Annotated in this window: 27 protein-coding genes; 8 read left to right on the top strand and 19 right to left on the bottom strand. The window is 56.5% G+C overall.

Features of this window, described 5'->3' with window-relative positions:
- The first annotated feature begins 279 nt into the window (after positions 1 to 279).
- Both ABYV26_RS00885 and ABYV26_RS00880 read left to right on the top strand, forming a co-directional pair.
- A complete protein-coding gene (locus ABYV26_RS00885) occupies positions 280 to 954 on the top strand; it encodes an HD-GYP domain-containing protein (RefSeq protein WP_372677267.1) in 675 nt (224 codons plus the stop codon).
- A 95-nt stretch (positions 955 to 1,049) separates the two neighbouring features.
- Positions 1,050 to 2,639, top strand: coding sequence for a peptide chain release factor 3 (locus tag ABYV26_RS00880; protein WP_372677265.1), 1,590 nt, complete (start codon positions 1,050 to 1,052; stop codon positions 2,637 to 2,639).
- A gap of 98 nt (positions 2,640 to 2,737) precedes the next feature.
- Here the strand turns inward: ABYV26_RS00880 and ABYV26_RS00875 are convergent, their stop codons facing one another.
- The 5 genes from ABYV26_RS00875 to ABYV26_RS00855 form a co-directional block, all read right to left on the bottom strand.
- On the bottom strand, positions 2,738 to 4,420 hold the full coding sequence (locus tag ABYV26_RS00875; protein WP_372677263.1) for a PAS domain S-box protein: 1,683 nt from the start codon (positions 4,418 to 4,420) through the stop codon (positions 2,738 to 2,740).
- Positions 4,421 to 4,447: 27 nt separating this feature from the next.
- On the bottom strand, positions 4,448 to 5,164 hold the full coding sequence (locus tag ABYV26_RS00870) for an enoyl-CoA hydratase/isomerase family protein (RefSeq protein ID WP_372677261.1): 717 nt from the start codon (positions 5,162 to 5,164) through the stop codon (positions 4,448 to 4,450).
- 235 nt (positions 5,165 to 5,399) lie between these two features.
- Positions 5,400 to 5,597 carry a hypothetical protein gene (locus ABYV26_RS00865; RefSeq protein WP_372677259.1) on the bottom strand — a complete coding sequence of 66 codons (198 nt, stop codon included), beginning with the start codon at positions 5,595 to 5,597 and terminating at the stop codon, positions 5,400 to 5,402.
- A gap of 330 nt (positions 5,598 to 5,927) precedes the next feature.
- Positions 5,928 to 6,449, bottom strand: a complete 522-nt coding sequence (locus ABYV26_RS00860; RefSeq protein ID WP_372677257.1) for an O-acetyl-ADP-ribose deacetylase — start codon at positions 6,447 to 6,449, stop codon at positions 5,928 to 5,930.
- A 13-nt stretch (positions 6,450 to 6,462) separates the two neighbouring features.
- On the bottom strand, positions 6,463 to 6,957 hold the full coding sequence (locus tag ABYV26_RS00855; protein WP_372677255.1) for a zinc ribbon domain-containing protein: 495 nt from the start codon (positions 6,955 to 6,957) through the stop codon (positions 6,463 to 6,465).
- A 273-nt stretch (positions 6,958 to 7,230) separates the two neighbouring features.
- Between ABYV26_RS00855 and ndk the strand changes: the two genes are divergently transcribed.
- Positions 7,231 to 7,650 (top strand): nucleoside-diphosphate kinase, encoded by a 420-nt coding sequence (gene ndk / locus ABYV26_RS00850; protein WP_372677253.1) that lies wholly within the window; start codon positions 7,231 to 7,233, stop codon positions 7,648 to 7,650.
- Positions 7,647 to 8,414 carry an RNA methyltransferase gene (locus tag ABYV26_RS00845; RefSeq protein ID WP_372677251.1) on the top strand — a complete coding sequence of 256 codons (768 nt, stop codon included), beginning with the start codon at positions 7,647 to 7,649 and terminating at the stop codon, positions 8,412 to 8,414. Before ndk ends, ABYV26_RS00845 begins: the two co-directional genes overlap by 4 nt.
- Here ABYV26_RS00845 and ABYV26_RS00840 read toward each other — a convergent pair.
- From ABYV26_RS00840 to ABYV26_RS00800, 9 genes are all read right to left on the bottom strand, one after another.
- Positions 8,372 to 9,922 (bottom strand): ATP-binding cassette domain-containing protein, encoded by a 1,551-nt coding sequence (locus tag ABYV26_RS00840; RefSeq protein WP_372677249.1) that lies wholly within the window; start codon positions 9,920 to 9,922, stop codon positions 8,372 to 8,374. The genes ABYV26_RS00845 and ABYV26_RS00840 overlap by 43 nt on opposite strands.
- Before the next feature lie 187 nt (positions 9,923 to 10,109).
- Positions 10,110 to 11,195 carry a 3-isopropylmalate dehydrogenase gene (gene leuB, locus ABYV26_RS00835; RefSeq protein WP_372677247.1) on the bottom strand — a complete coding sequence of 362 codons (1,086 nt, stop codon included), beginning with the start codon at positions 11,193 to 11,195 and terminating at the stop codon, positions 10,110 to 10,112.
- A 214-nt stretch (positions 11,196 to 11,409) separates the two neighbouring features.
- Complete coding sequence (locus ABYV26_RS00830) at positions 11,410 to 12,771, bottom strand: AAA family ATPase (protein WP_372677245.1); 1,362 nt, start codon at positions 12,769 to 12,771, stop codon at positions 11,410 to 11,412.
- 21 nt (positions 12,772 to 12,792) lie between these two features.
- Entirely contained in the window at positions 12,793 to 13,800 is a 1,008-nt protein-coding gene (locus ABYV26_RS00825; RefSeq protein ID WP_372677243.1) for a TAXI family TRAP transporter solute-binding subunit, read from the bottom strand.
- A 191-nt stretch (positions 13,801 to 13,991) separates the two neighbouring features.
- Entirely contained in the window at positions 13,992 to 14,180 is a 189-nt protein-coding gene (locus ABYV26_RS00820; protein WP_372677241.1) for a FeoB-associated Cys-rich membrane protein, read from the bottom strand.
- A gap of 61 nt (positions 14,181 to 14,241) precedes the next feature.
- Entirely contained in the window at positions 14,242 to 16,449 is a 2,208-nt protein-coding gene (gene feoB, locus ABYV26_RS00815) for a ferrous iron transport protein B (RefSeq protein WP_372677239.1), read from the bottom strand.
- A gap of 2 nt (positions 16,450 to 16,451) precedes the next feature.
- Positions 16,452 to 16,688 (bottom strand): ferrous iron transport protein A, encoded by a 237-nt coding sequence (locus ABYV26_RS00810; RefSeq protein ID WP_372677237.1) that lies wholly within the window; start codon positions 16,686 to 16,688, stop codon positions 16,452 to 16,454.
- Positions 16,689 to 16,869: 181 nt separating this feature from the next.
- Entirely contained in the window at positions 16,870 to 18,015 is a 1,146-nt protein-coding gene (locus ABYV26_RS00805) for an SO_0444 family Cu/Zn efflux transporter (RefSeq protein ID WP_372677235.1), read from the bottom strand.
- A gap of 64 nt (positions 18,016 to 18,079) precedes the next feature.
- Positions 18,080 to 18,460, bottom strand: a complete 381-nt coding sequence (locus ABYV26_RS00800; protein ID WP_372677233.1) for an ArsR/SmtB family transcription factor — start codon at positions 18,458 to 18,460, stop codon at positions 18,080 to 18,082.
- A gap of 327 nt (positions 18,461 to 18,787) precedes the next feature.
- Between ABYV26_RS00800 and ABYV26_RS00795 the strand changes: the two genes are divergently transcribed.
- From ABYV26_RS00795 to ABYV26_RS00780, 4 genes are read left to right on the top strand one after another with little or no spacing between them, the layout of a single operon-like run.
- Complete coding sequence (locus ABYV26_RS00795) at positions 18,788 to 19,156, top strand: hypothetical protein (protein WP_372677231.1); 369 nt, start codon at positions 18,788 to 18,790, stop codon at positions 19,154 to 19,156.
- A gap of 18 nt (positions 19,157 to 19,174) precedes the next feature.
- The gene (locus ABYV26_RS00790) at positions 19,175 to 19,459 is read left to right on the top strand and encodes an integration host factor subunit alpha (protein WP_372677229.1); all 285 of its coding nucleotides are present in this window, start codon (positions 19,175 to 19,177) and stop codon (positions 19,457 to 19,459) included.
- Positions 19,456 to 19,803 (top strand): PilZ domain-containing protein, encoded by a 348-nt coding sequence (locus ABYV26_RS00785; protein ID WP_372677227.1) that lies wholly within the window; start codon positions 19,456 to 19,458, stop codon positions 19,801 to 19,803. The genes ABYV26_RS00790 and ABYV26_RS00785 overlap by 4 nt, the downstream gene beginning before the upstream one ends.
- Positions 19,761 to 20,450 (top strand): SOS response-associated peptidase, encoded by a 690-nt coding sequence (locus ABYV26_RS00780; RefSeq protein ID WP_372677225.1) that lies wholly within the window; start codon positions 19,761 to 19,763, stop codon positions 20,448 to 20,450. Before ABYV26_RS00785 ends, ABYV26_RS00780 begins: the two co-directional genes overlap by 43 nt.
- Before the next feature lie 116 nt (positions 20,451 to 20,566).
- On the opposite strand, the gene ABYV26_RS00775 is transcribed toward ABYV26_RS00780, so the two are convergent.
- The 5 genes from ABYV26_RS00775 to ABYV26_RS00755 all read right to left on the bottom strand — a co-directional run bounded on the left by ABYV26_RS00775 (position 20,567) and on the right by ABYV26_RS00755 (position 26,162).
- The gene (locus ABYV26_RS00775; protein ID WP_372677223.1) at positions 20,567 to 20,806 is read right to left on the bottom strand and encodes a hypothetical protein; all 240 of its coding nucleotides are present in this window, start codon (positions 20,804 to 20,806) and stop codon (positions 20,567 to 20,569) included.
- Positions 20,807 to 20,975: 169 nt separating this feature from the next.
- On the bottom strand, positions 20,976 to 23,702 hold the full coding sequence (gene fdhF / locus ABYV26_RS00770; protein ID WP_372677221.1) for a formate dehydrogenase subunit alpha: 2,727 nt from the start codon (positions 23,700 to 23,702) through the stop codon (positions 20,976 to 20,978).
- On the bottom strand, positions 23,702 to 24,982 hold the full coding sequence (gene nuoF, locus ABYV26_RS00765) for an NADH-quinone oxidoreductase subunit NuoF (RefSeq protein ID WP_372677219.1): 1,281 nt from the start codon (positions 24,980 to 24,982) through the stop codon (positions 23,702 to 23,704). The genes fdhF and nuoF overlap by 1 nt, the downstream gene beginning before the upstream one ends.
- Positions 24,983 to 24,986: 4 nt before the next feature.
- Entirely contained in the window at positions 24,987 to 25,460 is a 474-nt protein-coding gene (locus ABYV26_RS00760; RefSeq protein ID WP_372677217.1) for an NAD(P)H-dependent oxidoreductase subunit E, read from the bottom strand.
- 492 nt (positions 25,461 to 25,952) lie between these two features.
- Positions 25,953 to 26,162 carry a hypothetical protein gene (locus tag ABYV26_RS00755; RefSeq protein ID WP_372677215.1) on the bottom strand — a complete coding sequence of 70 codons (210 nt, stop codon included), beginning with the start codon at positions 26,160 to 26,162 and terminating at the stop codon, positions 25,953 to 25,955.
- Between the last annotated feature and the right edge of the window lie 48 nt (positions 26,163 to 26,210).

Genomic DNA, 26,210 nt, shown 5'->3' with positions numbered 1-26,210 from the left:
CGCCGTGCCCCCAGGGTCCGGTTGAAACATCGGTTTTCGTTTGACACGTTTTCTGCGCTGCCTTATATTAAGCGCCGTTTGAAGACCGGATTCAGTTTGATGCCTAACACGACCCCGCCTGAGGCGAGACGACGCGTTTGAAACCGCCCGATGGTCGTTTCCACCTTGCCATGTTAATGAATTATCGTGCCGGCATATTGGAGGCCATGCCCAAGGAATGGGCAGCAAATTGGTCATATCGGCACGTACGCGGGTCAACCCGGAGGCAGTCAGGCATCCATGCGACAAGAATTGAAGCGCCGGAAACGGCTTTGTGAGCAGCATCTGCACACGTTGAATGAGATTTTCCGCGCCCTGGGGGAAAAAGATCGCTATACCCAGGCACACGGCTACCGGGTCTCCCTGTATGCCATGCGTCTTGCCCGGCGGCTGGGATGTTCCCCTGATGAGGTCCGGAACGTGGGTATCGGCGGCTTGTTTCATGACGTGGGCAAACTGGCCCTGAGCGATCGAATATTTACCAACCGTGAATCCCACCTTCCCAGTGATCTTCAACAAGAGGTACGCTGCCACCCGTTGATTGGCGCTGCCCTGCTCAAGGATATCGATTTTCTGAAACCGGCGGTGGATTTTGTGCTGTTTCACCACGAGCAGGAGGACGGGAACGGCTATCCCTTTGGCCTCAGAGCCGGGGAAATTCCGCCAGGCGCCAAAATTGTCAGTATTGCGGACTGCTTTGATGCGGTTACCACGGACCGCCCCTATCAGAAGGGGCAGTCGGCGGCCACGGCATATGAGATCCTTCGCAAAGGCTGCCGCCGTTTTTTCTGTGAAGAGTACGTAGAGACGTTCATTGAAGAGATCGAAGAGAACGGGATCATTCAGGACCCCGGCCTCGACCCGCTGCGTGCCCGTCGATTGGTTCGTTCGGCCGCCGGATGCAACGCCAGGTAATACAAGACGCAGGATACTCATGATGTTTGAGCCAATCGTTAGCAGGCCGGATTCGGCCTGTTTTTTTTGGCCAACCGAATAAAGACGAACTGCAAATGGATCGACATTTCTTAGCAGAAATCAGTAAACGACGAACGTTCGGCATCATTAGCCATCCGGATGCCGGCAAGACCACGTTGACGGAAAAACTGCTCCTGTTCGGTGGTGCGATCCAGATGGCCGGTGCCGTAAAGGCCAAACGGGCCGGACGCTATGCTACCAGCGACTGGATGGCTATCGAAAAAGAGCGCGGTATCTCAGTGACGACCTCGGTCATGAAATTCAACTACAGCGGCTATGAAGTCAATCTGCTGGACACACCCGGCCACCAGGATTTTTCTGAGGATACCTACCGGGTCCTCACCGCCGTGGACAGCGCGCTCATGGTCATCGACAGCGCAAAAGGCGTGGAAACGCAAACCGAAAAGCTCATGGAGGTGTGCCGTATGCGCAACACCCCCATCATGACCTTCATCAACAAACTGGACCGCGACGGGTTGTCTCCGCTGGACATCCTTTCGGATATCGAAGAAAAATTACAAATCGAATGCGCCCCCCTGTCCTGGCCCATCGGCATGGGCAAGCGATTTCGGGGGGTCTACAATCGGTATCACCGGCAGCTTCATTTGTTCAGCCCTGGCGGGCAGACCCGCCACCAGGAAGGAATTATGATCACTGATCTGGCCGACCCCCGGCTGGACGAAGTGCTGGGCAGCCAGGCAAAAGAATTGCGCGAAGATGTGGAACTGCTCGAGGGTGCCGCCAACCCCTTCGAACTGGACCAGTACCTCAAAGGCAGCCAGACGCCGGTGTTTTTCGGCAGCGCGATCAACAACTTCGGCGTGCGGGAACTGTTGGATGCCTTCGTGGAAATGGCGCCGCCGCCTCGGGCGCGGGCGACCACGACCCGCCAGGTTAAGCCCGAGGAGGACACTTTTTCCGGCTTCGCATTTAAGATTCAGGCCAACATGGACCCCGCCCATCGGGACCGTATCGCCTTTGTACGCATCTGTTCCGGCAAGTTCACCCGCGGCATGAAGGTGTATCAGACCCGCATCGGCAAGCAGGTCACTTTGTCCAACGCCACCATTTTCATGGCTCAGGATCGCGCCCATGTTGACGAGGCCTACCCCGGCGACATCATTGGCATCCACAACCACGGCACCATCAGCATCGGGGACACCTTTTACGAAAAAGAACCGCTCAGTTTCACCGGCATTCCCAATTTCGCACCCGACCACTTCCGCCGCGTCCAGCTGAAAAACCCCCTGAAAGCCAAGCAGCTGCTCAAGGGACTTACCCAGCTGGCCGAGGAGGGAGCTGTCCAGTTCTTCCGCCCGTTGACGGGAAACCACTACATCCTCGGCGCCGTCGGCATGCTTCAGTTCGACGTGACCATGGCACGGCTAAAAGCCGAGTACACGGTCGATGCCGACTATGAACCGGTGACATTTGCTGCCGCCCGGTGGGTAACCTGCGAAGACAAAAAAAAACTGGAGGCCTTTGAAAAGGAGAAGTACGCGAGCCTGGCCCATGATTCTCAGGGGAAACTGACCTACCTGGCCGCCAGCTTGTGGCGTTTGGAAAACGCCATGGAAGAGTGGCCGACGATCCGTTTCCATAAAACCCGTGAACTGGCCGCGTGATAAAGCAGTCGGATGACAGCGGTTTGACGTCGGACAACATATATCGGTAGGCCAAGATGGACGGCTTTGTAAAGATTGAAAAAGATCCCGAGGGCGGGCTATCGAATCTGGCCGCTGCCGCCGGGAATGGTGTCGGACCCGTCAATGGCGAGCAGGTATGACCTGAGGTTGGAGCGCTTTTTCTTGATGCCCAATTTCCTGCGAATGGTATAGCGGACCGCTTCGATGGTTCGGGTGGACAACCCCAGGATCTGGGCAATATCTTTGGTGGTCTTTCCCTGTTTGACCAGGTTGGCCACCTGGATTTCAGAGGGTGTGAAATTCAGGTAGTGCCTGGACATGCGCCGGGACAGGGGTGATATGATTTCGTTGAGATTGGACTCCACCAGGTTCAGATAAATCCGCTGACGCTCATCCATCCGACTGGCCTTGAGCTTTTCCAGGTATGGCAGAATCAGGCTCTTGGCGTTGGTCAGCATCTTCTCTTCCACTTCCGTGCGATCCGCTTCCCGCTTTTGAAGAAGCACCTCTAACGCTGTGTTGACCTCGGACAGGCTTTCGGTTCTCTCCTTGAGCTCCTTTTCCCTGGCCTTGAGTGCTGCAGTGGCTTCCACCTCTTTGGTAATATCCAGAACGATGCCGTTGAAAAACAAGTTGTTGTCGGTTTCGTCGGGCACCGCGACGGAAATGATGTGCAGCCAGCGCCACCCGCTGCCCGAGCGGTCGCGAATCCGAACCGTTTCATCTAGCTTGTGGGTGTCGAGCATCTTCAGTCCAGCGGCCAGCAGGCGTTCCCGGTCATCCGGGCGGAGCATATCGAGCCAGGATTGAAAGTCGGTCACCTGACTCAGGTCGACGATTTCGGTAATCGACGGGCTGATAAAAATACGCCTTGGCCGGAATGGGGTCTCTGGCCGGTGGCACAAGCGGAACAGGATGAAGTTGGAGGCGCTTTCCATGAGGGAGCGCAGGTGACGCTCGTTTTCCCTGAGCGCGGCCTCCGCCGTCACCTGTGCGTCAATATCCCGCAGCACCGTCACCCGGACCTCACGTCCGCCGATTTGGATCATCTTTCCCTGGATCATCACATGAAACCGGGTGCCGCCCTTTTTTATGGCCACGGCATGGTATGGCTTCTCGTAGCCGGAAAGCATGTTTTCCCTGACCCGGGACTGAAACTCCGGTGCGATGACGTCGGTACCGAAGATGCCGATCAACGCTTTGCGAGGGGTATCGAACATGATGGATGCCGCGCGATTGGTGTCAATGCAAATCCCTTTTCTGGAAATGAACACCGCTTCAAAGGTCGCATCGGCCAGCGCACGGTATCGCTGCCGGCTCTCTTCCAATTCGCTTTCCGTGCGGATCAGATTGCTGATGTCCTGGATCTGGACACTAAAATGGCGGGCAGTGCCCGCCCGGTCAGCGACCACGGCGAGGTTCAACAGCCCTCGGACCGCTTTTCCAGCCTTATGTCGGCATTCGAGCGTGAGCTGTTTGTGGCCTGATTTGCCGGTTAACATGTCCCGGGACAATTCGGACAGCAGGCGCCACTGGTCCGCCGCCATGATGTCTTCCAGGCATCGGTCCAGAAGTGTTTCTTCCGAATATCCAAGCAGGGTGCACAAGGCTGAATTGACCTTGATGAAACGGCCGTCGAGAAGCGTGATGGCCATTCCTGTGCCCGCCTGGTCAAAGAGGGCACGGATCAGTGCGTCCTTGTCCGGAAACGGTTCGTCCGGAAAAGGTGTCGGCGGGTCATGCCGGGGAGGTCTTTTCATTTTCCCCTGTTTCTGCAGGAATGTCGATCAGCTGATATTGAATTGGCCCGATTCGATATAAGCGACATCCTTGACATCGATGGCCTGGACGATGGCTTCATTCAGCCGTTTTTTCATCTCCGCCACCACCGGACGTCTTTTGTTGATGGCCATGGCGAAGGTCATGGTTTCCTCCATGAGTGTATCGATGGGACAGGCCTTGTGAACCATATGATGGTCCACACATTGATCGGCGGTCAACCGGATGCCGGTGTACTCCATGTACTCCACCATGTACATGGGCATGGCCTTTTTCAACAGCTCGTTCATGCCCGGTAGAAATGGGATGCCCAGGTCCACTTCGGGAAAACAGAAAAAGCCGCGGTCTGACCGCATGAAACGAAAATCAAACGCACAACACATGATGGCACCGCCGGCGAAGGCGTGGCCGGAGATGGCGGCCACGGTTACCAGAGGATAGGTGACGATGCGTTTGAACATGCGGTTAAGCAGGTAAAAGTAATCTTTGGCCAGGGCGATGTCGTTGTTTTGAATGACCGGCACCAGCCACTCAAGATCGATCCCGTTGGAGAATATCTTTTCATGGGCGGACGTCACCACCAGGGTGGTGGCATCGGTGGCACCTTCGATTTCATCCAGAACGCCCAGATAGGCTTTGATAAATTCCGGATTAAACCGGTTTTCCCCGTCATTCAGGGTAATTGTGGCAACATGCGCATCTACGTTGTACTTCACCAGTGTCATGGTCAGCTCCTGAATTTTCGTCGATGCCTGGTCGTGGATGGGGGGTCGACGATCGACAACCGCAATACCCGCCTGGCGGCGATCATGGATACATCCTGCGATCGGGTTTCAACGCGTTATAACAAGACAGCGACAGAGCTGCAAGTAAAAGAAAGCAACCGGCAGGGCCGTTGAATCAACTAAAAAAGGCGACCTTCAGCAGGTCGCCTTTCAGTTATATTGTGGTCCGGGTCGATCAGGAGCAGCAAGAGCCCTTGGTACCGCAGCTGGTACAGCCGGCACCGAAATCTATCCCGCAGTCCAGCTTGAAACCGTACTGATGGAAATCAACCTTAATCGGCTGGGCTTTTTCAAGAAATTCCGTGTTGACGATGAATTGAAAACCGTCGATGTCAAACGCCTTGTCCGTATCGGCAAGCTCATCCAGAGCCATGGCCAGGCCGGGGCCCCCTCAACCACCTTCGTTGAGGAAAATCCGGATCGGTTTGACATCCTTCCCTTTGAAATACTCGGCAATTTGCTCAACCGCCGGTTGTGTGACCTCAAGCATGATTCCCTCCTTGTGAATAATAAAATCGGCCCTAAACGAGCATGGACCGGAAACGCCTAATTGCTTTCAGGGCTGGAACTTAACCATGTCCAACCGGTTTGTCAATCCTAATTCCGACCGGCATCGACAAGGGATATGGACACACCGGTTCCATCGCTTTCCGTCCTGAATGAATTCCCATGAAATCCCGTTGGGTCGTCGACCGCAGGTCCCCTATCCCACCCGCCTGGAAAGATAACGGGCGTATGTGTCCAGATCGCTTGCCGAGAAGAGCATAAAGATCACCTTCTCCGGAACATCATGAGTGTCCAAGAAGGTTGCGCAGACGTCCACGGCAATTTTACTGGCATCGGCAATCGGGTAACCATAAACACCGCAACTGATGGCGGGAAATGCCAGGCTTCGGATCCCGTGGGCCATGGCCATCGCCAGGCTGTTGCTGTAGCATTCGGCCAGCAGGCGGCTGTCTTCGGTCCGGCCCCGGTAGACAGGCCCCACGGTGTGAATCACGTATCGGGCAGGCAATCGGTAGCCCCCGGTTAAACGGGCTTCCCCGGTGGGGCACCCGCCGATGGTTCGGCATGCTTCAAGAAGTTCGGGTCCGGCGGCCCGGTGGATGGCCCCGTCCACCCCGCCACCGCCGAGCAGCGACGAGTTTGCAGCATTGACGATGGCGTCCACAGCCAATTGCGTGATGTCTCCCCGTCGTGCTTCCAGGCGGTCTTTCAGGGTCATGGGATGGTCCTCGTTACAGATCATAAAGGGTTTCATCACGCGTGGGGGCTTGTCTGACGACTGCGGCCCCTTTACCTTTTTTATCTGGCATCACAAAGGGATCCTCTCCCTCCAACAGGTCACCCATCTCCGCCTCTACCTGCTCCGGATCCTCGCCGCGCTCCATGCGCCGCAAGGCTTCTTCCATGCCCGCACCCATTTCCATACCGGTCATGTCGGTGAGTTTTCGCATGAGATCGGCAGCCTGGCGCGGGTCATCTTCATTGATCCGGCCGGCTTCGCCGGCCAGCATCTGCATGGCTTTTTCCATCTTGGCCTCGTTAAAGGGCAAATCTTCACCCTCACCCGCCGCCTTGGCCTTTCCGGTAAAGGCGAAGGCGGACATCTGCCGATCGAGGGTGCGGGTCCTGCATCGAGGACATTGGGGTTTTTTGGAGGTGTTGATGGTTTTAGAAAAGAAATTGAAAAGCGTGTTGCAATCCGGACAGTAAAACTCATAGATCGGCATAGGTACTCCACATTTCACTTGTTATTGAATGCTGACGGATGGTTTTTGCAAAGAATGAATCAAATCTGGGCGGTCAAAATAATAGACCGCCAACCCCATGATGTCAACGGGTACGGCAGTCATGGCATATGGTTATCGCTTAAAATTAATATCAAGATATCAGTTTGTTGAAACATAGATAATAGAAATGTCCAACCGGTGGAACCGGTTGACTTGGTATCGGCCTTCTGTTATGCCAGCGTCGAACCAACACCCGATGAAAGGAAACCCGATATGGAAAGAACATTGTCAATCATCAAGCCCGACGGCGTGGCCCGGGGCGTGATCGGAGAAGTGGTCAAACGACTGGAGGCCAATGGCTTGAATATCATAGTCATGAAGATGATCCACATGACCAAGGCCCAGGCCGAAGGCTTTTACGCCGTGCATCGCGAGCGGCCCTTTTTCGACAGCCTCACCGCCTTCATGTCTTCCGGTCCGGCAGTGGTCATGATCCTCGAGGGGGAGAATGCCATTTCCCGTTATCGTGAACTCATGGGCGCCACGAATTACAAGGACGCGGCCGAAGGCACCATCCGGCGAGATTTTGCCACCGATATCGAAAAAAACGTGGTCCACGGTTCAGACGCCCCGGAAACGGCGGCGTTTGAACTCGGTTACTTTTTCAATGCCTTTGAAATCCATACCCGATGACCGTCGGTGTCACCCGTGACAACATCACCATCGTCCTGCAGCGGCCCCGCTATGCGGAAAATATCGGGTCAGCGGCGCGGGCGATGTGCAACATGGGGTTGACCCGCCTGATCGCGGTAGACGCCGAGGGCTGGGACGAAACACGCATCCGTCGGCTGGCCACCCATGAAGCCGGATCCGTGGTCGACGGGATTCGGCGCTTCGATTCGCTCGAGGAAGCCCTGGCGCCCTTCGGTCATGTGGTCGGCACCACCGCTCGGCTGGGAGGCCAACGTCCGGTGATCAGGTCTCCAGAAGTTCTGGCCCGAAGCCTGATCCCCGTTTCCAGAAACAACCCGGTGGCCATCCTTTTCGGCCCGGAGGATCGTGGGCTGACCAACGACGATCTGAAATACTGCCACCAGTTGGTCAACATCCCCACGGTGGGATTCACCTCCCTGAACCTGGCCCAGGCCGTAATGGTGGTGTGCTACTGCCTTTCTGCTGCCGTCCAGGCCGCGCCCGCCGACTTCACGCCCCGTCTGGCCAAACGGGTCGAATTGGACCAGATGTACGAGGAATTGACGACCTCACTGGTGCAAATTGGATACCTGAATCCGGAAAACCCGGACTATTGGATGGTCCGCATCCGCCGGTTCTTCTCCCGGCTGTCACTGCGGGCCGGCGAAACCAGCATTATCCGCGGCATCTGCCGGCAGATTCGTCGTTACGGAGACAAGCGCTATGACGACGGCTTGAAAGAAGGCGGCAAGGGCGGTGGTTGACGGCTAACGGCCCCGCTGTTCTGGACGATTCCCTGGTCCAACAATAAACGGTGGGTGATACAGGCGGGGATGTCGTCTTCATGGTGGGAGACAACGATCAGCCCGGTGGTGCCACTGCGGCCGATCTGCTCCAGCAGACTGAGGACGGCACGGCGGTTTTCAGGGTCCAGGCCAGCGCACGGTTCATCCAGAATCAGCAGCTCCGGATTTTTTACCATCGCTCGGACGATGAGGATCATCTGCCGCTGACCTCGGGAAAGCTGGTTGAACAGGGTCTGGGAAAGGCCTGAAAGGCCCATCTGTGCCAGCCACGATTGGGCAGTTGCGATCTGCACGGCATCACAGCGGCGGTACAGCCCCACCGAGTCGAAAAATCCTGAGCAGACCACATCCAAGGCAGACATTCGCTTCTGATACCCGCTGGACAGATCGTGACTCACCATCCCCAGCCTTCCCCGGGTCTCCCACAAGGTCTGTCCGACGCCACGATCCTTGCCGAACAGGCGAATTCGGTTGGCGTACACCTGCAGGCAGTCACCGCTGATCAGTTTGAGGACGGTGGATTTCCCCGCGCCGTTGGGGCCGGTGATGGCCCAATGCTCACCCGCCTTCACCGCCCAGGTGAACCGGTCCAGCACGATCGTGTCGCCGTAACGAACCGTTACCGTTTTCATGTCGATCAACGGCCCTGCGGAAACGCGCCGGCTGGCTTCACGATGTGCCGGTCGATGGTTGAAGCGGTACCGGCGACGATTCCTTGCCACGGCTGTCGAGGCGGCATCAATCGGGGGGGAACCATCGTCCACGGATCGGGCTCCCGAGATCCGACCACCATCGACAGTGAGAACATGGGTGGTGGCGGAAAGCATCTCCTCGGGACGGTGGGAAACCAATATGATGGGCAGGCCTGAGGTCGCCAGCCGGTCGAGCATCTCTATCAGGTCCTGTCGACCCAAACGGTCGAGACCGTCGAAGGGTTCATCGAGGATCAGCATCTTGGGGCGGCGGATCAGTTCACGGGCAACCAGCACCCGGCTCATCTCTCCAGTGGAGACGGCCAAGGCCGGTTTGTCCAGCAAGGCATCCAGATTAAAGCGTACGGCAACATCGGCCAAGCGGGATTGCATGTCGAAGGGCACCAGAGGGTCGATGGGGTTGCCGTAGATCAGCTCCCGGACAGTGGTCGCTTGATTGAATCGGCCGGCAAAGCTTCGTGCGTGGTCCAGGTCGCTTTCGCGATGCCAGATGTCTCGGCGGGCATCGCTGGCCACGTATGATATCGCCTCGGTGGGTGACATACCGCCAAAGGCATGGTATTGGATTTTTCCCTGAACGACAGGTAAAATGCCGGCGATGGCCTTTACCAAGGTGGTCTTTCCCGCCCCGTTGGGACCGATCACCATCCACTGCTCGCCAGATCTGATCTGCCACGACGAGCCGTTGAGCAGCCACCGGCTGCGCTGTCTGACGGCGATACGATCGAGGGTGATCAACGGCAGGGACATCATATGATCTGGGAAAACCTGAAATAACGAATGGAAAGCACCAACTGTTTAATAAAATGACAAATTACACAAACCCAATTCCAAACAAATTTCAAATTACAATATCAAAAAAAACAAATCATGGATAGTTGGAATGTTTTCGCTTCAATATCATTAGGTTTAGAATTTTGAATTTGATTATTGTGATTTATCAAGATTGACCTTCGCGCAGCTGACGAGCAACCGCATCACCCATTTCCTGGGAGCTTACCGCACTGCCGCCGGCGGCGATATCGGGAGTTCGGAGTCCCGCTTCCAGTACGCGCGCCACAGCGGTTTCCACGGCCTCGGCGGCCTCGGCCAGATCCAGACTGTAGCGCAGCATCATGGCCGCAGACAGAATTTGGGCAATGGGGTTGGCGATTCCCTGTCCGGCAATGTCCGGGGCACTCCCGCCTGCCGGCTCGTATAGGCCGAATCCGCTTTCACTGATGCTGGCCGAGGGCAACAGGCCCATGGAACCGGTAATCATGGCGCACTCGTCGGATATGATGTCTCCGAACATATTGCCGCACAAAAGTACGTCGAATTGGTGGGGATCTTTCACCAGCTGCATGGTGGCGTTGTCCACGTAAATGTGACTCAGGGACACATCCGGATAGGCCTCGGCCGTCTGGCTGACCACCTCACGCCACAGCACCATGGTGGTCAGCACATTGGCCTTGTCTACCGACGCCACCCGCCGGCTTCTCAAACGGGCAGCATCAAAAGCGGCTCGGGCGATGCGCTCGATCTCTCGGCGGGTATAGACCATGGTGTCGAAGGCGCGCTCGTCGGGACCGCTGCCCTCACGGCCTTTGGGCTGCCCGAAATAGATATCGCCGGTCAGTTCCCGGACGCACAGGATGTCGAATCCGTTCCTGACGATTGATGGATGGAGGGGGCTGGCCCCGGCCAAGGCGGGAAACACCTTTGCCGGGCGAAGGTTGCAAAACAGGTTGAAATGCTTTCTCAGGGGCAGCAGGGCCCCCCGCTCGGGCTGCTGCGCCGGAGGCAGTTTTTCCCACTTGGGCCCGCCCACGGATCCAAAAAGTATGGCATCGCTGGCTTCACACAAGCGCAGGGTACCATCGGGCAAGGCCCGACCGTGACGGTCGATGGCGATACCGCCGACATCGGCGGGGGTGTAGGTCAATTGGAAACCGAAGGTTTCCTGAGCCGCCGCGAGCACCTTCAGCGCTTCTTCCATCACCTCGGGACCAATGCCATCTCCGGGCAGGACAGCAATCTTAAACATATGCAACAATCCAGATTCATTTATAATGTTAATTGTCGGCGGCGATCATAATGGGTTGATTCCGGTTTGTCAACCAGTTGGAAAGGACAGGCGGGCGACCCAAAACCGAAGAGGACGGGTTGCCTACGGTAGGTTCTTTCTGCGCCCTTCCGACCCACCCCATCCGGCCCGTTGAAGGCATGTGCCCCGTCCAATCAAATCATCGACGCATGATCTATTGGCTGGGTTCCTGCTTGCGTTTATTCAACAGCCAGTCAATGGCATCGGCAGGGTCGGGAGGTTCCGCCACGGATGTCGTCACGGCGGCGGCTGGCGACTCGGCATGAACTGCACGTTGCGCGGCTGGGGCCGATGCCCGGGGGAGATCGTCGAGGGTTTGGGGTATGTCGAGGTCCGGGGGCCGATTGGGCATAGGCAGCAACCGCTCGACGGCAGGGGGCGTTCTCACCGCCTGACGCGACGTGTCGGAAACAACCGCTTCGGATTCGGAATTGCCGGACGTGGCGGCATTGACAACCGGCTGCTCCGTTGCAGCGGGCTTGCCGGACACAGGAAAATAGGTCTGGTAGATTTCACGCACCCACCGCCCGGCGCGGTCCTTCAATGAAACCGGTGCGAAATAAACGCCGCTGCCCAGCACCAACAACACCACCGCTGCATATAATGCATGCGCTGCGGTAAACCACGGCCAGCGCTCTCTTTTTATGGGCTGGTAATAGGTCTTTGGCGCCGGCACCCGTTGCGAATGGCTGCTTTCCACGGGCAGTTCCTCCACGGAAAATGAAATTCGCTCGCGGCACTGGTCGACAATCTTGCGGCTGATGGTGCGCCGGGACACCTGGGAGGAAAAAAACATGGCCAGGTCGCATATGATATTGATCTGTCGTGGATACCCTTTGGAGAATTCAAAAACCGCTTCCATGGCCGCACCTGAGAAAATTTCGTAATCGGCACCGGCGGTTTTCAGGCGGTGGCGGATGTACGCGCAGGTTTCTGCCTGGTCCAGTGGGTCGATGTTGTAAGTGATGGTGATACGGCGCATCAGTGCACGATTTTCCGGCAGAAGCAGGATGCTGTTGAATTCGTTCTGACCCACGAAAAAGATATTGAGCAGTTTGGCATCCTGCCGTTCAAGATTGGACAGCAGGCGGATCTCCTCCATCAGGTCGTGCTTGAGCCGCTGGGCTTCGTCGATGAGCAGCAGGACCGATTTTTTTTCTTCATGGGCATCGTTGAGAAATCGGCTGAAGGGCTCGATGAAGTCGCTCTTGGTTCGCACTTCGATGGGGAGTCCGAAGTATCGGGAAACCATGCGGTAAAAATCGTACTTGCTGAGCCCCGGATCGGGGATTTTGGCTGTGTAGGCCTTGCCATGGACGTCTTCCACCAAGCGGTTGATCAATGTTGTCTTGCCGGTGCCCACCTCGCCGGTCAACAGCAAAAATCCCTTGTTGTCCATCACCCCGTACTTGAGGGTGGAGAGGGCCTCGCGATGTTTTTTACCCATCCACAGGAAACTGGGATCCGTGGTGATCTGAAAGGGTTTTTTGCTCAGTCCATAAAAGGATTCATACATGGTTGCTTCCGTTTCGGCGTGTCAGGGGCGAAATACCGCCTCGATGGCATCGGCCACCGGGTTGGGTTTCCGGGTGGGCGATGACTCGGTTTCTGCTTCAACCGCGGCTGGAGTGAAATCTGCCATGCACGAATATTGTTCCCAGCCGCTCACCGGTTGGCCCAAATCCACCGATTTCCATTTGGGATGGCCGTTGAATCGGAGCCAGTCAAGGTTTTCTTTAATCAGCCAGCCCACATTCCCGATGGTCTTGCAATGGTGGTTGCGAAAATCGTAGGCCACCAATAGGGCCATGACGGACACGGTATCCACATCGGCCACCTGCCATGGGTAGCTGCCGGCAGGAATCCGGGATGCCGGGTAGAAGGCGCGGATACCGTCATGGGTGATCGGAATCAGGTGCAACCCGTCTGCGGGGGCAACCTCCAGCACCAAACGTTCAACCGGAAACCCGTCTACGGTTACCATGGCATCGATGCTGCCGGCTTTGAGCGCCGCCAGCGCCTGGGAATCACTGATAGCCAGCATCTGCCGGGGCCGGACACCTGAGATTTCAAAAATCAGCCGGCTGGTCAGATGGGTGCCGCTCTCCGCATGGCCGATGGCCACCCGCTTGTCGTCAAGGTCGCTGAGAAGGCGGATCTCCCCTTTGCCGAGGATGTGGATCTCCTGGTTGTACAGTGGGTAAACCCATTTGATTTTATCGGCGATCAGCCTAAGCCGAGGGTCGCTGTCAACCTTGGCCACAAAGGCCAGCACGTCGGACTGCACCAGGCCCATGTGATTGCCGGGGCGCTGGTAAACGGCGTAGACGTTTTCCACAGACCCACGTGAAGTGAACACCGCCAGGTGAATGTTGCTGCGCATGACCAGGGCTTTAATATCCATGCCGATCTGGTGGGCGGTGCTTTTCACATCGCCGGTAATGATGCCCAAAAAGTCCTGCTCATCCTCGGCGGCCACCGCTGGCGGAGAACCGGCCAGAACCATCAAGGTTACCCACACCATCACGATTACGCGTTTGTCCATGGGCCAGGCCTCTTTGCCGGAAGCGGTTTAGCGGCGGTTAGATCGCACCGCCTATCGAATTCGACGCCGGAGGTGCTGCCACCGCCGGGATGTCGATGTGCTGGCTATCGAGAAGTCGATGATAGAAGAGTCAAAATACGGAGTCAATATTAAAACCTGGTGGCCAAGGGCATCAACCGGCAAATGGACGCTTACCGATCTTTCTCGACCGGGACGGGGTCAGCGGCGCTGCCTGCCGCCGGCTGGCTGCATGAATCGGAAACGCTGCAGCAGGTGCAGCCACAGGAGCAACCATCCTTCTGCTTGAATCCTTTGTAGAAAATCCTCCCCACATAGAAGGCAGCGGCAGCGACAATCAAAATGACAATCAGGATTTCCATGGTGTCATACCTTGGTATCGGTTTGCGTGGCCCTCGCCGGACAAGGACGGGTACCCGGGAATCAGTATCCGAAGGCGGCGCCGACCTGGTAGATGATCACGGCCAGGAAAAATGCCATCGAGGTGTTGAAAACCATGGAAAAGGCGCCCCATTTCCATGAGGATTCCCTGGCGATACACACCACGGTGACAAAACAGGGGGCGTAAAACATGACAAAAATCATCAGGCTCCAGGCGGTGAGGGTGCGCCATCCCGGTTCAGCGGCCAGTTTGACGGCCAGGCTGTCAGCGGCTTCGGCGTCCACCGTACCCAGTGAATAAGCCGTCCCCAGGGTGGAGACAATCACCTCCTTGGCGGCAAACCCGCCCAGCAGGGCAATGTTCGTGCGCCAGTCAAAGCCGGCCCAGCGAGTGATCGATTCCAGACCCGTACCGACACGGCCTGCCAGCGAGTGGCGCAGGGCAGCACCGGTTTGCCTGGCATCCACGGCCATCAACGCTTTCTTCAATTCAGCGGCGGCAGTGGAGAGCGGCCGGGACCCCGAGGCGGTCTCGAGTTCTTCAACCACCTGGGGCGCCGCCGCCGAGATAAATCCAATCCGCTGGTTGGCAAAGGTTTCAACCTGCGCATCGGGCAGCCGGGGAAAGGTCATGCCCGCCCACAGCAGCACGGAAATGCCCAGAATCACCGTCCCGGCCTTTTTGGCATACTGCCAGGTCCGCTCCCAGGTATGAATCACCAGCCCCCGGAAGGTCGGCAGACGATAGGGAGGCAGCTCCATGACAAATGGTGTGGAGGCACCTGTAACCACGGTCACCCGCAGGAACTTGGCGGCCAGCAGGGCCCCGGCCCAGGAGATCAGAGTGAGAATGAACATCATCCGGGCACGGCTGTGAGGGAAAAAAGCGGCGATGAGCAGTGCGAATACGGGCAGTTTGGCCCCGCAGTTCATAAACGGTGCAGTCAGCAAGGTGGCGATGCGCTCTTTGGGCGACCGCAGGGTGCGGGTAGCCATCACGCCGGGCACGGCACAGCCGCCGGCAATCCCGCCGGAGACGATGTAGGCCATCACCGAACTGCCGTGCAGCCCGAACATCTGGAACACGCGATCGAGCATGAAGGCCACCCGCGCCAGGTAGCCCGAGTCTTCCAACATGGCGATGCCGAAAAACATGAACATGATCAGCGGCACGAAACCGAGCACACCGCCCACCCCATCGATGACACCGGAGACAATCAGAGATTTGAGCAGCCCGTCGGACAGGCTGGCGGACGCCATGGCCGAAAGCCATTCAAAGGCCCTCTCGCACCAGGCGACAGGCATTTCGCTGTAGGTGAAGACAAAATGGTACAGCCCCATGAGCACCAGCAGCATGATTATAGGTCCGGCAAAGCGGTTCACCAGGACCTTGTCGATGCGGTCGGAGAGAAAGAGCCGGTTCCGGTCATGGCGCTCCTTGACCACTCCCTGCTTGAGCATGGAACTGATGAACCCGTAGCGATGATCGGCGATCATGGCCTCCGGATAGGTTTCCAGGGTCTCCTCGATGTGGGCGCCCACCTTGCGGGTGATGGCCTCCAGACGATCTGCGATTGGCGGGTCGGCCGCCCTCCCCCTTTCCATAATCTGCTCGTCGTTCTCCAGAAACTTGATGGCAATCCAGCGCGACGGATAAAGGTTCGTGAGAAATTCACTCCCGGTGATGATTGCCTCCATTTCCTGGATTGCGGTCTCCAGGTCGGGGCCATAGGAAACCCGCAGGGGCTGAGGAAGGGGTGATTCGGCTACCGTTTCCACGGCGTCCATCAGGGCCTTTTTCCCAAACCCGCTGCGAGCCACGATGGGAACGACCGGCACGCCGAGCAGGCGGGAAAGCTTTTTATCGTCAACCTCGATTCCCCGCCCTCTGGCCACGTCGATCATGTTCAGTGCCACACAGGTGGGAATGCCCAGTTCAAGAAACTGGATGGTCAGGTAAAGGTTGCGTTCCAGATTGGAGGCGTCGACAATATTGATTGTCACCCGCGGGCGCTCGCTGACCAGAAAATCTCTGGCCACCACCTCTTCGACGCTGTAGGCGGTGAGTGAATAGGTACCGGGAAGATCCACGATATGCATATCGTGGCCGTTTTGCACATAGCGGCCCTCCTTGCGGTCCACCGTCACCCCGGGATAGTTGCCCACGTGCTGCCGTGAACCGGTTAGGGCATTAAAAAGGGTGGTCTTCCCGGCATTGGGATTACCACCCAGTGCGACACAAAATTTCATTGTTATCCGTTAACCTCGACGTCGATGAGATCGGCTTCGTTATTGCGAAGGGTCAGGGTAAAGCCTTTAACCCGCAAGGCCACCGGATCGAAAAGCGGTGCCCGGCCCTGTATTTTGATTGGGGTCCCCGGCACCAACCCCATATCCCGGAGCCGGCGCCCTAGTTCACCGCCAACCTTGACGCTGGCAATGGTCCCTTCCTGGTTGACTTGCATTTTACGAATGTTGATCCTTGCCATTGGAGCTCCATGAATCATGAAAAATTGTACGTTTCGTAAAAAGTTAGGTATGCCAAACTTTCAATGGTGTCAACAGAAAAATACGGCATCCTGATGTCGGATGTCCGACGTCCGTCACCGTTCTCCGATTTTGGTCTTCTGTCCTTTGGCTAACTGACCCAACGGGTCAGTGACTGCATCCTCATGTGCTGCCGGCGATGGGTTCCGGCGTGTTGATGGTCGTGGCATTCGTCGCCAGCGATTCACAGGGCGGTCCCGGCCTGAAAAATCGGCTGCGAACGAACCGCCACACCGGTTTCACCGACAAGGCCAGGATGAGGATGGCGCCGACCAGTTCGACAGCATGTGGTATGGCCTCCCCGGCCTGCCCCACCACGGCCTGTGCCGAGACGCCCATGGCCGCATAAATCCAGTCCACCAGCAGGCCGAAACCCACCGCGCAAATTGCGATGGCCGCCAGATAGATGCCCGTAGCCCGTTTGCCCAGCACCCGGATCAGCACGGTCAGGGAGGTGACATTGGTGGCCGGCCCGGTCATCAAAAAAACCAAGGCCGCACCGGGGCTGACCCCCTGCAGGATCAGGGCTGCGGCAATGGGCGTGGAAGCCGTGGCACAGATGTAAATGGGAATGCCCACCCCCAGCATGATCAGCATGGCGCCAAAGCCGCCGCCCATGTACCGGCTGAAGACCGATTCGGGGATCAGCACCGTGATGATGCCGGACAGCAGCAGACCGAACAGGAACCAGACCGCCAGATCCGCCCACACATCGGTAAAGGCAAACCGGAAGCCTGCCTGTATCTTTTCAGTAAAGCTGTGGTGGTTGCGGTGCACCTCCGGCCTGCAGTTCTGCCCGTCGCAACAGCCGTCCACCGGACAGGAGAGGTCCGGGACGATGGGGCCGGCCATATCCGGCTTGCCGATCAGATTCTCGGTGATGCCCGCGGCAAATGCGGTGACGAACGCCGCCACCGGCCGCACCACGGTCATGATCGGGTCCATCAGCGCGTAGGTAATGGCGATGGAATCCACGCCGGATTCCGGCGTCGAAATGAGAAACGAAGTCACGGCACCGTTGTTGGCCCCTTGTTTTTTCAAGGCGGCAGCCGCCGGCAGTACGCCGCAGGAGCACAACGGAATGGGGATTCCCATAAGCGAAGCCTTGAACACCGATTTAAATCGTCCCTGGCCTAAGTGCCGGGAAACCGATCCGGGATTGAGAAAGACCCGCAGCAGCCCGCTGACGATCAATCCCAGCAGGATGAAGGCCGATGATTCGAGAAGAATGTTCCAAGATTGAAGCAGGATGTCTAGCACCAGATTCATTGCGCACCGCTCCTTTTAATGGCAGATGGGTATGACCTCCATATCCAAGCCAGGTTGTGGGGATTTAATTCTCCTCGATGTGGTGCAGGCCGACGGTGACCAGATCGAGCACATGGCTGTCGTCGAGTGAGTAATAGAGAATCTGGCCATCTCGGCGGGCGCGGACCAGCGAAGACTCCCGTAAACGCCTGAGTTGGTGGGAGACAGCCGATTCGCTCAGCCCTAAGAAAGCGGCGATGTCACAAACGCACATTTCGCCGCCTCGCAGGGCCAGGATGATTTTGAGCCGGGTGGGATCGCCCATGATCTTGTAGGTCAGTGCCAAACGTTCCATGTCATTTGGCGCGATGGCTTCCGTTTTGGCCCGAGCGACCCGTTCCAGATGCACCACACGCACATCGCAGGTTTCATCTGTACATGGGGCAACAGCTTTTTTATTAACCATGCCGATCTCCTATGGAAATATATATGAACATCTGTTCAAATATAAAAACATTGATTTCCTTGTCAAGTGGCAATCGCCTTTTTTTGATATGGCAGACCGCGCAGCTTGATCAGCTGAATTGACATCCTTATTATTTTTTTGAATCTTAACCCGTTGGTCATACGGTTGGCGGCAGCGCTCAAAAGAGGATGGCCGACTATTAGGTAAGCCTGGCGGGTCATGATTGTCAACAACGTAGCAACCCCTTGACAGGAAAAGGAATTTTTGCAAACGTGTAGACCGCTTACCTTCGGTAGGACCACTCAACGACCAAAGGAGTCGGTGACCATGAAAGGGATTGTCTATCTGCTTGGCTTCGGACACGTCGCCATCTGTTCTTATTGGGTCCTGTATACCAGGGAGGCCGTCGCTGCACTCAAAGGTGGTATCCAGACTTATTCGCTTAAATGCCTGTCAGCCATCCCCGCCGTGTTTGGTCTCCTGTTTTTGATCTCCGCATCCGCCACCACCTACCCATGGGTATTCCGCATAATTGCTCTGCTGGCCTTTTGTGAAGCGGCCGTGGCATTCACAGACCCGCAACACATCTACAGCCGAATGCTCGACTGGTACTTTCAGAATGTATCCGATCAGACGAACCGATTGTTCGGAATCATCGGCATCATCTTTGGGACCGCAATTCTGACCTGGATATAACCGATTGGAGATTCATGCATGGCACTGGCAAAAAAAGACATCGTCGACCGTATGCAAGTGGAACTCGGTTTTCTGAGCAATAAATCCATTGAGACCACCGAATCCCTTCTTGAGCGCATCAAGGCGACCCTGGAATCTGGTGATGATGTCCTGGTTTCCAGCTTCGGCAAATTCTGTGTGAAGGAAAAAAAAGCCCGAAAGGGCCGCAACCCGGCTACCGGAGAAGACCTGATGTTGAAACCAAGACGGGGGGTTACGTTTAAGTGGTCTGGCAAATTAAGGCAAAAGGTGGACGGGAAATGAAGACAGCACATAATCGCCGCCGATACCCTCGCCGCACGGCGCAATTCAGTGCGAAATATACAGCCAAAGAGGGAACCTATCGGGATCTGGTCAAAGATATAGGCCCCGGCGGTGTATTTGTAAGCACCCGGCGAAAGATGGTTCAGGGCCGGACCATCAACCTCCAGATCCCGATCTTGGTGTTCGATAAAAGGCTGAGTCTGATGGGCACCGTGGTGCGCTGCGATGCCGCCGGCTTTGCGATGAGGTTCGACAAACCGATTGACGAGAAGATTTTTTTTTCTGGCGATGGGGGACAGACATGTGCGGAAGATTCGTTGGTTTCAGAAGCGTTGAAGAATTGATTGAACACTTCCCCATCCATGTGGCCAACGTCGAGCCTACGCCCAGTTACAACATCGCGCCCACCCAAGAGATACTCGCCGTTGTCAGGCATGACGCGCAGAACCACCTGGAGAAACTTCACTGGGGACTGGTTCCATTCTGGGCGAAAGACACCAGCAACGGCAGCCGGATGATCAACGCCCGGTCTGAAACCGTGGCTGCCAAACCCAGCTTTCGAACGGCATTCAAGTGGCGCAGATGCCTAATCCTCGCCGATGGGTTTTACGAGTGGAAGGGCGAAAAAGGCCACAAGCAGCCAATGTTCCTAACGCTGCCCGACGGCCGCCCATTCGCATTTGCAGGTCTGTGGGAAGCCTGGGACAACAGGGGGAAAGAACCCACCGCCTATCGTTCCTGCACTATCCTTACCAGGGAGGCCAGTGTATCGGTCATGCCGATACACAACCGCATGCCGGTGATCTTGAAACCGGAGGGATTTGAGATGTGGCTCAGTCGCGGCAACCAGGACGTCCGGTCACTGCAGGATATCATCCAGAACAAGGCCTACACCGAACTCAAAAGTGTTCCCGTTTCCAAACAGGTCAATTCGGCAAAGGTTAACCGGCCGGGCAACTTACGACCATTGGAACCGGGCGCCAAAGGGTAGGAAACGGTTTGCCTGTTTCAATAACCGTGGTGTGGTGGCGATCCCACCGGCAGTCATCTTTACGATCTCTCCAACCATGATGCCCATGCCCGGTTGGCCTTACTCACCCCCGCCGATCACCGACACTCGGGGGGTGTTTGGGTACAATGGGTCTTTTTCAGACGATCGGTGTATCTCTCCCAGAACCCCTTTTTGGTTTTTGCGTCCGCAGCGTCAAATTGGCGCCGGCACTCGTCCGAGCAGAAATAATGGGTGCCTTTGTCGTCATTGGCGGAAAATTGCACCTTGCGCGGATCGAATGTTTTGCCGCAGACGGGATCCACGGCGGTTTCCGGAATCGTGTTGGTTTGGGTCATGAGACAACCTCCTTGCACGTAAAGGATTGCTGAATGTAATGCTTTGGCCGCTTTTGCTGACTGTATAACTATAATACCATTTTTTCATTTGGCACGCCCAGATTCGCTCGAGTTTTGGAACCCTGCCCATGGTTACATACTTGATGGTCAAGCAGTCCTCACTTCTCATCTATCGATACGCGCTTACCCTGCAGGCCGTCAGCTTAAAGGGTGCAATCTTTGAGTCGGGATCGAGTTCATCGCGGGTCAGTTCGTTCACCGGTGATTCGCCAAAGTGAAACGGCATGAAGAGTTCTCCCGGCAGAACACCACTGCTGACTTTCAGCCGCGTCGAGATCTCGCCCTGTCTGGAGGCGATCCTCACCCGTGCACCATTTTTTAAGCCGATCTTTATGATATCATCGGGATGGATGAGGACGTAGGACCGGTTGGAGAAAGCCGTCAGCGCCCGGTTGCGCCTGGACATGGTACAGGTGTGATAGTGGTAAAGGATGCGGCCGGTGTTCAGCAAAAAAGGGTAGTCGGCATCTGCCTTTTCCGTTTGCGGCACATAGGCCGCCGGGTGCAGGATCGCCCGTCCGCTGGCGGTGTCGAACTGTTTTAGAAACAAGGTGGGCGTGCCTGGATGCGTGTTGGTCGGACATGGCCACTGGATGCCCTCCCCTTCAATCCGGTCGTATGCGATGCCGGCCATTAAGGGCGTCACGGCTGCAATCTCGTCAAAGATCTCAGCTTCGTCCGCATAGGGCTTCATCGGGCAACCCATTCGTCGCGCAAGGTCCTCGATGATCTTCCAGTCCTGGCGGGCTTCCCCGGGAGGATCGACCGCTTTTCTCACGCGACTTACCCGCCTGTCGCTGTTCACGAAGGTGCCGTTTTTTTCTGCAAAAGCCACCCCGGGGAGAATGACATCGGCATAGGCGGTGGTCTCGGTGGGAAAAATATCCTGCACCACCAAAAACTCCAGCCGTTGGATGGATTCACGGGTATGGTTCAAGTTGGGATCGGTCAGCATCGGATTTTCGCCCATGATGTACATCCCTTTGATGCCCCCGGCGTAGGCCGCCTGCATGATCTCGACCGTGGTCAGCCCGACTTTCCCGCTGAGCGCCTCATGGGAAACATTCCATACGTCAGCTACTTTTTTTCGGTTGGCCCCATCGGCAACCGTGATGTATCCCGGATAGGACATGGGCAGGCAGCCCACATCGGATGCGCCCTGGACGTTGTTCTGCCCACGCGGCGGATTCAATCCTGCGCCGACTTTCCCAATCTGTCCGCTGATCAGGCACAGATTGATCAGCGAAAACACCAACTGGGTTCCGGTGGTCTGCTGGCTGCACCCCATACCCGTGGCAACCAGCGCTTTGTCTGCCCTGGCGAACAACCGGGCGGCCGTGAGTAGTTTACCCTGGGCAACCCCCGTAATGGCTTCAACGCTATCGGGCGGGTAGTCGGCGACAACCAGTTTGAGCTCCTCGAAAGCGTCCAGCCCCCTTTCCACCCGGCTGATGATAAAATCCTCATCGATCCAATTCTCTCGGATAATGATATTCATGAGGCCGTTGAGCAGCGCGATGTCGGTTCCCAGTTTGGGCTGAAGCCAGACATCCGCATACTTCACCAGGGGAGTCCATCGGGGGTCGATGACGATCAGTTTGCCGCCGGCGGCAACCCCTCGCTTGACGAAAGTTGCCGTAACCGGGTGGGTTTCGATCATATTGTTGCCGGTGACCAGCATGCAGTCGGCGGTTTCGTAATCTTCGATCGAGTTGGACCCGGCCCCCGATCCCAGTGAACGCAGCATGGCCGTAACCGTGGACGCGTGGCACAGCCGGGTGCAGTAATCCACGTTGTTGTTGCCGAATGCGGTACGGATAAACTTTTGAAACAGGTAATTGTCTTCATTGGTGGCCTTGGCGGATGCATAGCCTGCCAGGGCGTCGTTGCCGTATTTGGCTTTGATCGCTTTGAATTGACTCGCAATCAGGTCCAGCGCTTCATCCCATCCGGCCGGTTGGAATCGTCCATTGCGTTTGATCAGCGGTTGGGTCAACCGATCCTTGTGGCCGACATACGCGTAACCGAAGCGTCCCTTGACGCACAACCTACCGTCATTGGGTTTGACGCCTTCCACACCGTTTACCCTGGCAATCCGTCCCTCCTTGACCACCAGCTCGATCTGGCATCCGACGCCACAGTAAGGGCAGACCGAGACGACCCGCTTCTCCGGTTTTTCTGTGCTGAGAAGATCTCTGTTTGGTTTTTCAACGATAGCGCCCGTGGGACAAAGCTGGATGCATTCGCCGCAGCCGTCACATTCCGAAGCACCCCACACACCCAGACCGGCGATGACGTATGATTGGATGCCCCGGTTGGCCATGGACAACACATGCTTGCCCTGAACTTCACCGCAGGCCTTGATGCATCGGAAGCACTTGATACATTTGGAGGCGTCGTAAACGAGCACCGGCGAACTGTCATCGATCGGCTGGTCCAGCTTTCTCCAGACGGAGGGGAATCGCCTGCGTACCGGGTCATCGAGGCCGTATCGAACGACCAACGCCTTGAATTCATCCTGATAGCTGCGATCGGCAGATTCATTGTGTTCGCACAGCAGATAATCCAATATGTCCCGGCGGGCCGCTTCCAATTCCGCATCGAACGCGGTCACTTCCATGCCCTCGGCAGCGGTCAGCGTGCAGGCGGCGATCAGGCCGCCCTTGCCTTTAATTTTGACGATGCACAACCGGCACGCCCCGGTAGGCGTAAGTTTGCGGTGGTAGCAGAGGCTGGGAATCGGGATGTTGTTTCGCTGCGCCACGGCCAAGACATTCTCTCCTTGCCTGGCGCTTATTTCTTCCCCGTCAATGAAAATGCTGACCCTGTCGTCCATCATCGCCACCTGGATTGAGAAATCTGCGGTGTCTCCAGCTCATCGCGAAAATAACGCACGGCGCTTTTGATCGCCAGAACCGGGGATTGGCCCAGCGGGCACAATGAGGTGTTGGCCATCAGTTCGGACTGATAAACCAACGCGTCAACATGATCCGGCCGCTTGCCCTCAGCACCCTTGAGCCTTTTCAGCAAATCGACCAGCTGTCTGGTCCCGACACGACAGGGAACGCATTTACCGCAGGATTCGTGTTCGAAAAAACGCAATATCGAATCGAGCATGGTCAGGATGGACTGGTCGGTGGACATGACGATAACGGCGCCGGAACCCAACACCGCGTCTTTTTCTTTCAACGCGTCAAAGTCCATGCACACATCCAGCAGCGACTCAGGCACGAATGTCCCGGCTGCCCCGCCCAGCAGCGCCGCCTTGAATCGTTTCCCGTCCTTCATCCCTCCGGCGCCACGGTCAATCAGCTCTCTGAGGGGGATCCCCATTTCGACTTCTGCGTATCCGGGGTGGTTTACCTCGCCGCTGATCGTAAAAATTTTGGTCCCGGGAGACGTTTCGGTGCCGAGTTGCCGATACCACCGGGCGCCATTGATCACAATGGCTGGGATATGGGAGAGCGTCTCGACATTGTTGATCAAGGTAGGTTTGCCGAACAAACCGCTTTCGGCCGGAAATGGCGGTTTGACCCGTGGATAGCCTCTTCGGCCTTCCAGGGATTCAAGCAGGGTCAACTCCTCCCCGCACAGGTACGATCCAGCCCCAAGTTTGACTTCAATATCCAACGAAAACCCGGAGCCCAGAATGTTGTTGCCCAAAAAGCCGTGCCTGCGGGCCTGCACCAGCGCGCTGCGGATCATGGTGATGGATTGATGGTATTCACCGCGAATATAGATATAACCTCGCTCGGCGCCGACCGCATAAGCCGCGATCACCATTCCCTCGACCAGCAGATGGGGGTCCCCTTCCATGATAATACGATCCTTGAAGGTTCCGGGTTCACCTTCATCGGCGTTGCAGACGATGTAGCGCATGCATTCCAAAAGGACGCAGGACGCCTGGCTGGTATACTTCTTCTTCAACCCCGTCGAAAACCCGGCGCCCCCCCGCCCTCTCAAACCGGATTGCGTGATATCGTGGACGACCTGATCGGAGGGGGTCTGCAGGGCCTTTTTCAAGGCGTCGTAACCGCCCCTGTCCATGTAGTCCTGGATGCTGGCAGGATCGATTCTCCCCACATTCCTCAGCGCGATACGGTGTTGTTCGATCACCGGTTCAGTCTCCCTGCGAAGCGCTTTTATTTCGATACCTCCCAATGATCGTCGCGAGGCTGGCCGCTGTCAGATTCCCGTATGCAACGTCATCGATCATCATCGCCGGTGCCAGATCGCATTGGCCCAGGCACTCAGCCGTTTCCAGGGTGAACAGCCGGTCAGGCGTCGTTGCACCGACTTCGATTTTCAAAAGACGGGTCAGTTCGTCGAACATATCGCTCACCCCGGCACAATGACAAACCGGGGAGCGGCACATCCTGATGATGTGTCTTCCCCGTGGGGTCAAGCTGAACATGCTGTAATAGCTGGCGACCCCGTAAATGGTGCTTAAGGTCGTATTCAGGTATTTGGCGACCCGTGTCAGATCTTTTTTCGACAGGCAATTCATCCGGCTCTGGTTCTGCAAATCGTTGAGTATGAGGAGCAGGTTTTCCATCCTGGGCGGAAATCTTGCAAGAATATCTGTCTTTTTCATTTGGCTTTCCCGGCACTTCTCCATACGACGGTTCATGCGATGACGCGTAGGTGATATCTGCAGCCACCAGGCACCGCAACAGATGACCAAAAGACAAGCCCAAAGGTGACGATGAAGGCCCAAGCTAATTTAGCCGTGTTTTGGTCCTGCGATGGCGGTGCGAGAAAAGGCACCGGATCCACCGGTTTCATGCGTCACAGCAATTGTCGGATAGATGTTAACTTACAATGTCCAGCGTGAAGCGGCAACCGGTTTTATAGGGTGGTGGGTTGGTGGGATGCATCCGCGCGGTTTGTAAAAGAAATAGTCTCGGGCAAGGTGAGGCGGCAGACCCGATGTTGGCAGTTCAACCCCCCCCATGTGGGAAAAATTGAGCCTGCAGAATGGTAGTGACGAAAAAGCCCTTTAACCATGCAGGTTGTGAGCTTGTCGAGCCGTTTTACCGTGGGCAGATGGACTATTTTTAGATCTGTTATGGTTCAGGCTCAAGGGTCAATTTTTCACCAGGCTGCCGAAGCCCGGCCCCCTTTTTCCGCCGCCCCGGATGGTTGCGAATTCACCAGCAATGCGGTCCACGATCTGATCAATCCATCCACCCTCCCGTTCATTGAAGCCATCCCCTTTAGGTCGTCCGGCAAAACAGAGGCCGAGCGCCTGATTCTGAACCACGATGGGAGGTAGATAGGCACTCTGGAAGGGCATCTGTCCAATGGCGAATAGGGCAGCCTAAAGGTAGAACGTGAGCGTGTT

The sequence above is a fragment of the Desulfosarcina sp. genome, assembly GCF_041551955.1.
Classification (GTDB): domain Bacteria; phylum Desulfobacterota; class Desulfobacteria; order Desulfobacterales; family Desulfosarcinaceae; genus Desulfosarcina.
Note: the sequence above shows the minus strand (reverse complement) of the source record. Positions and strands in the feature narration are given on the sequence as shown.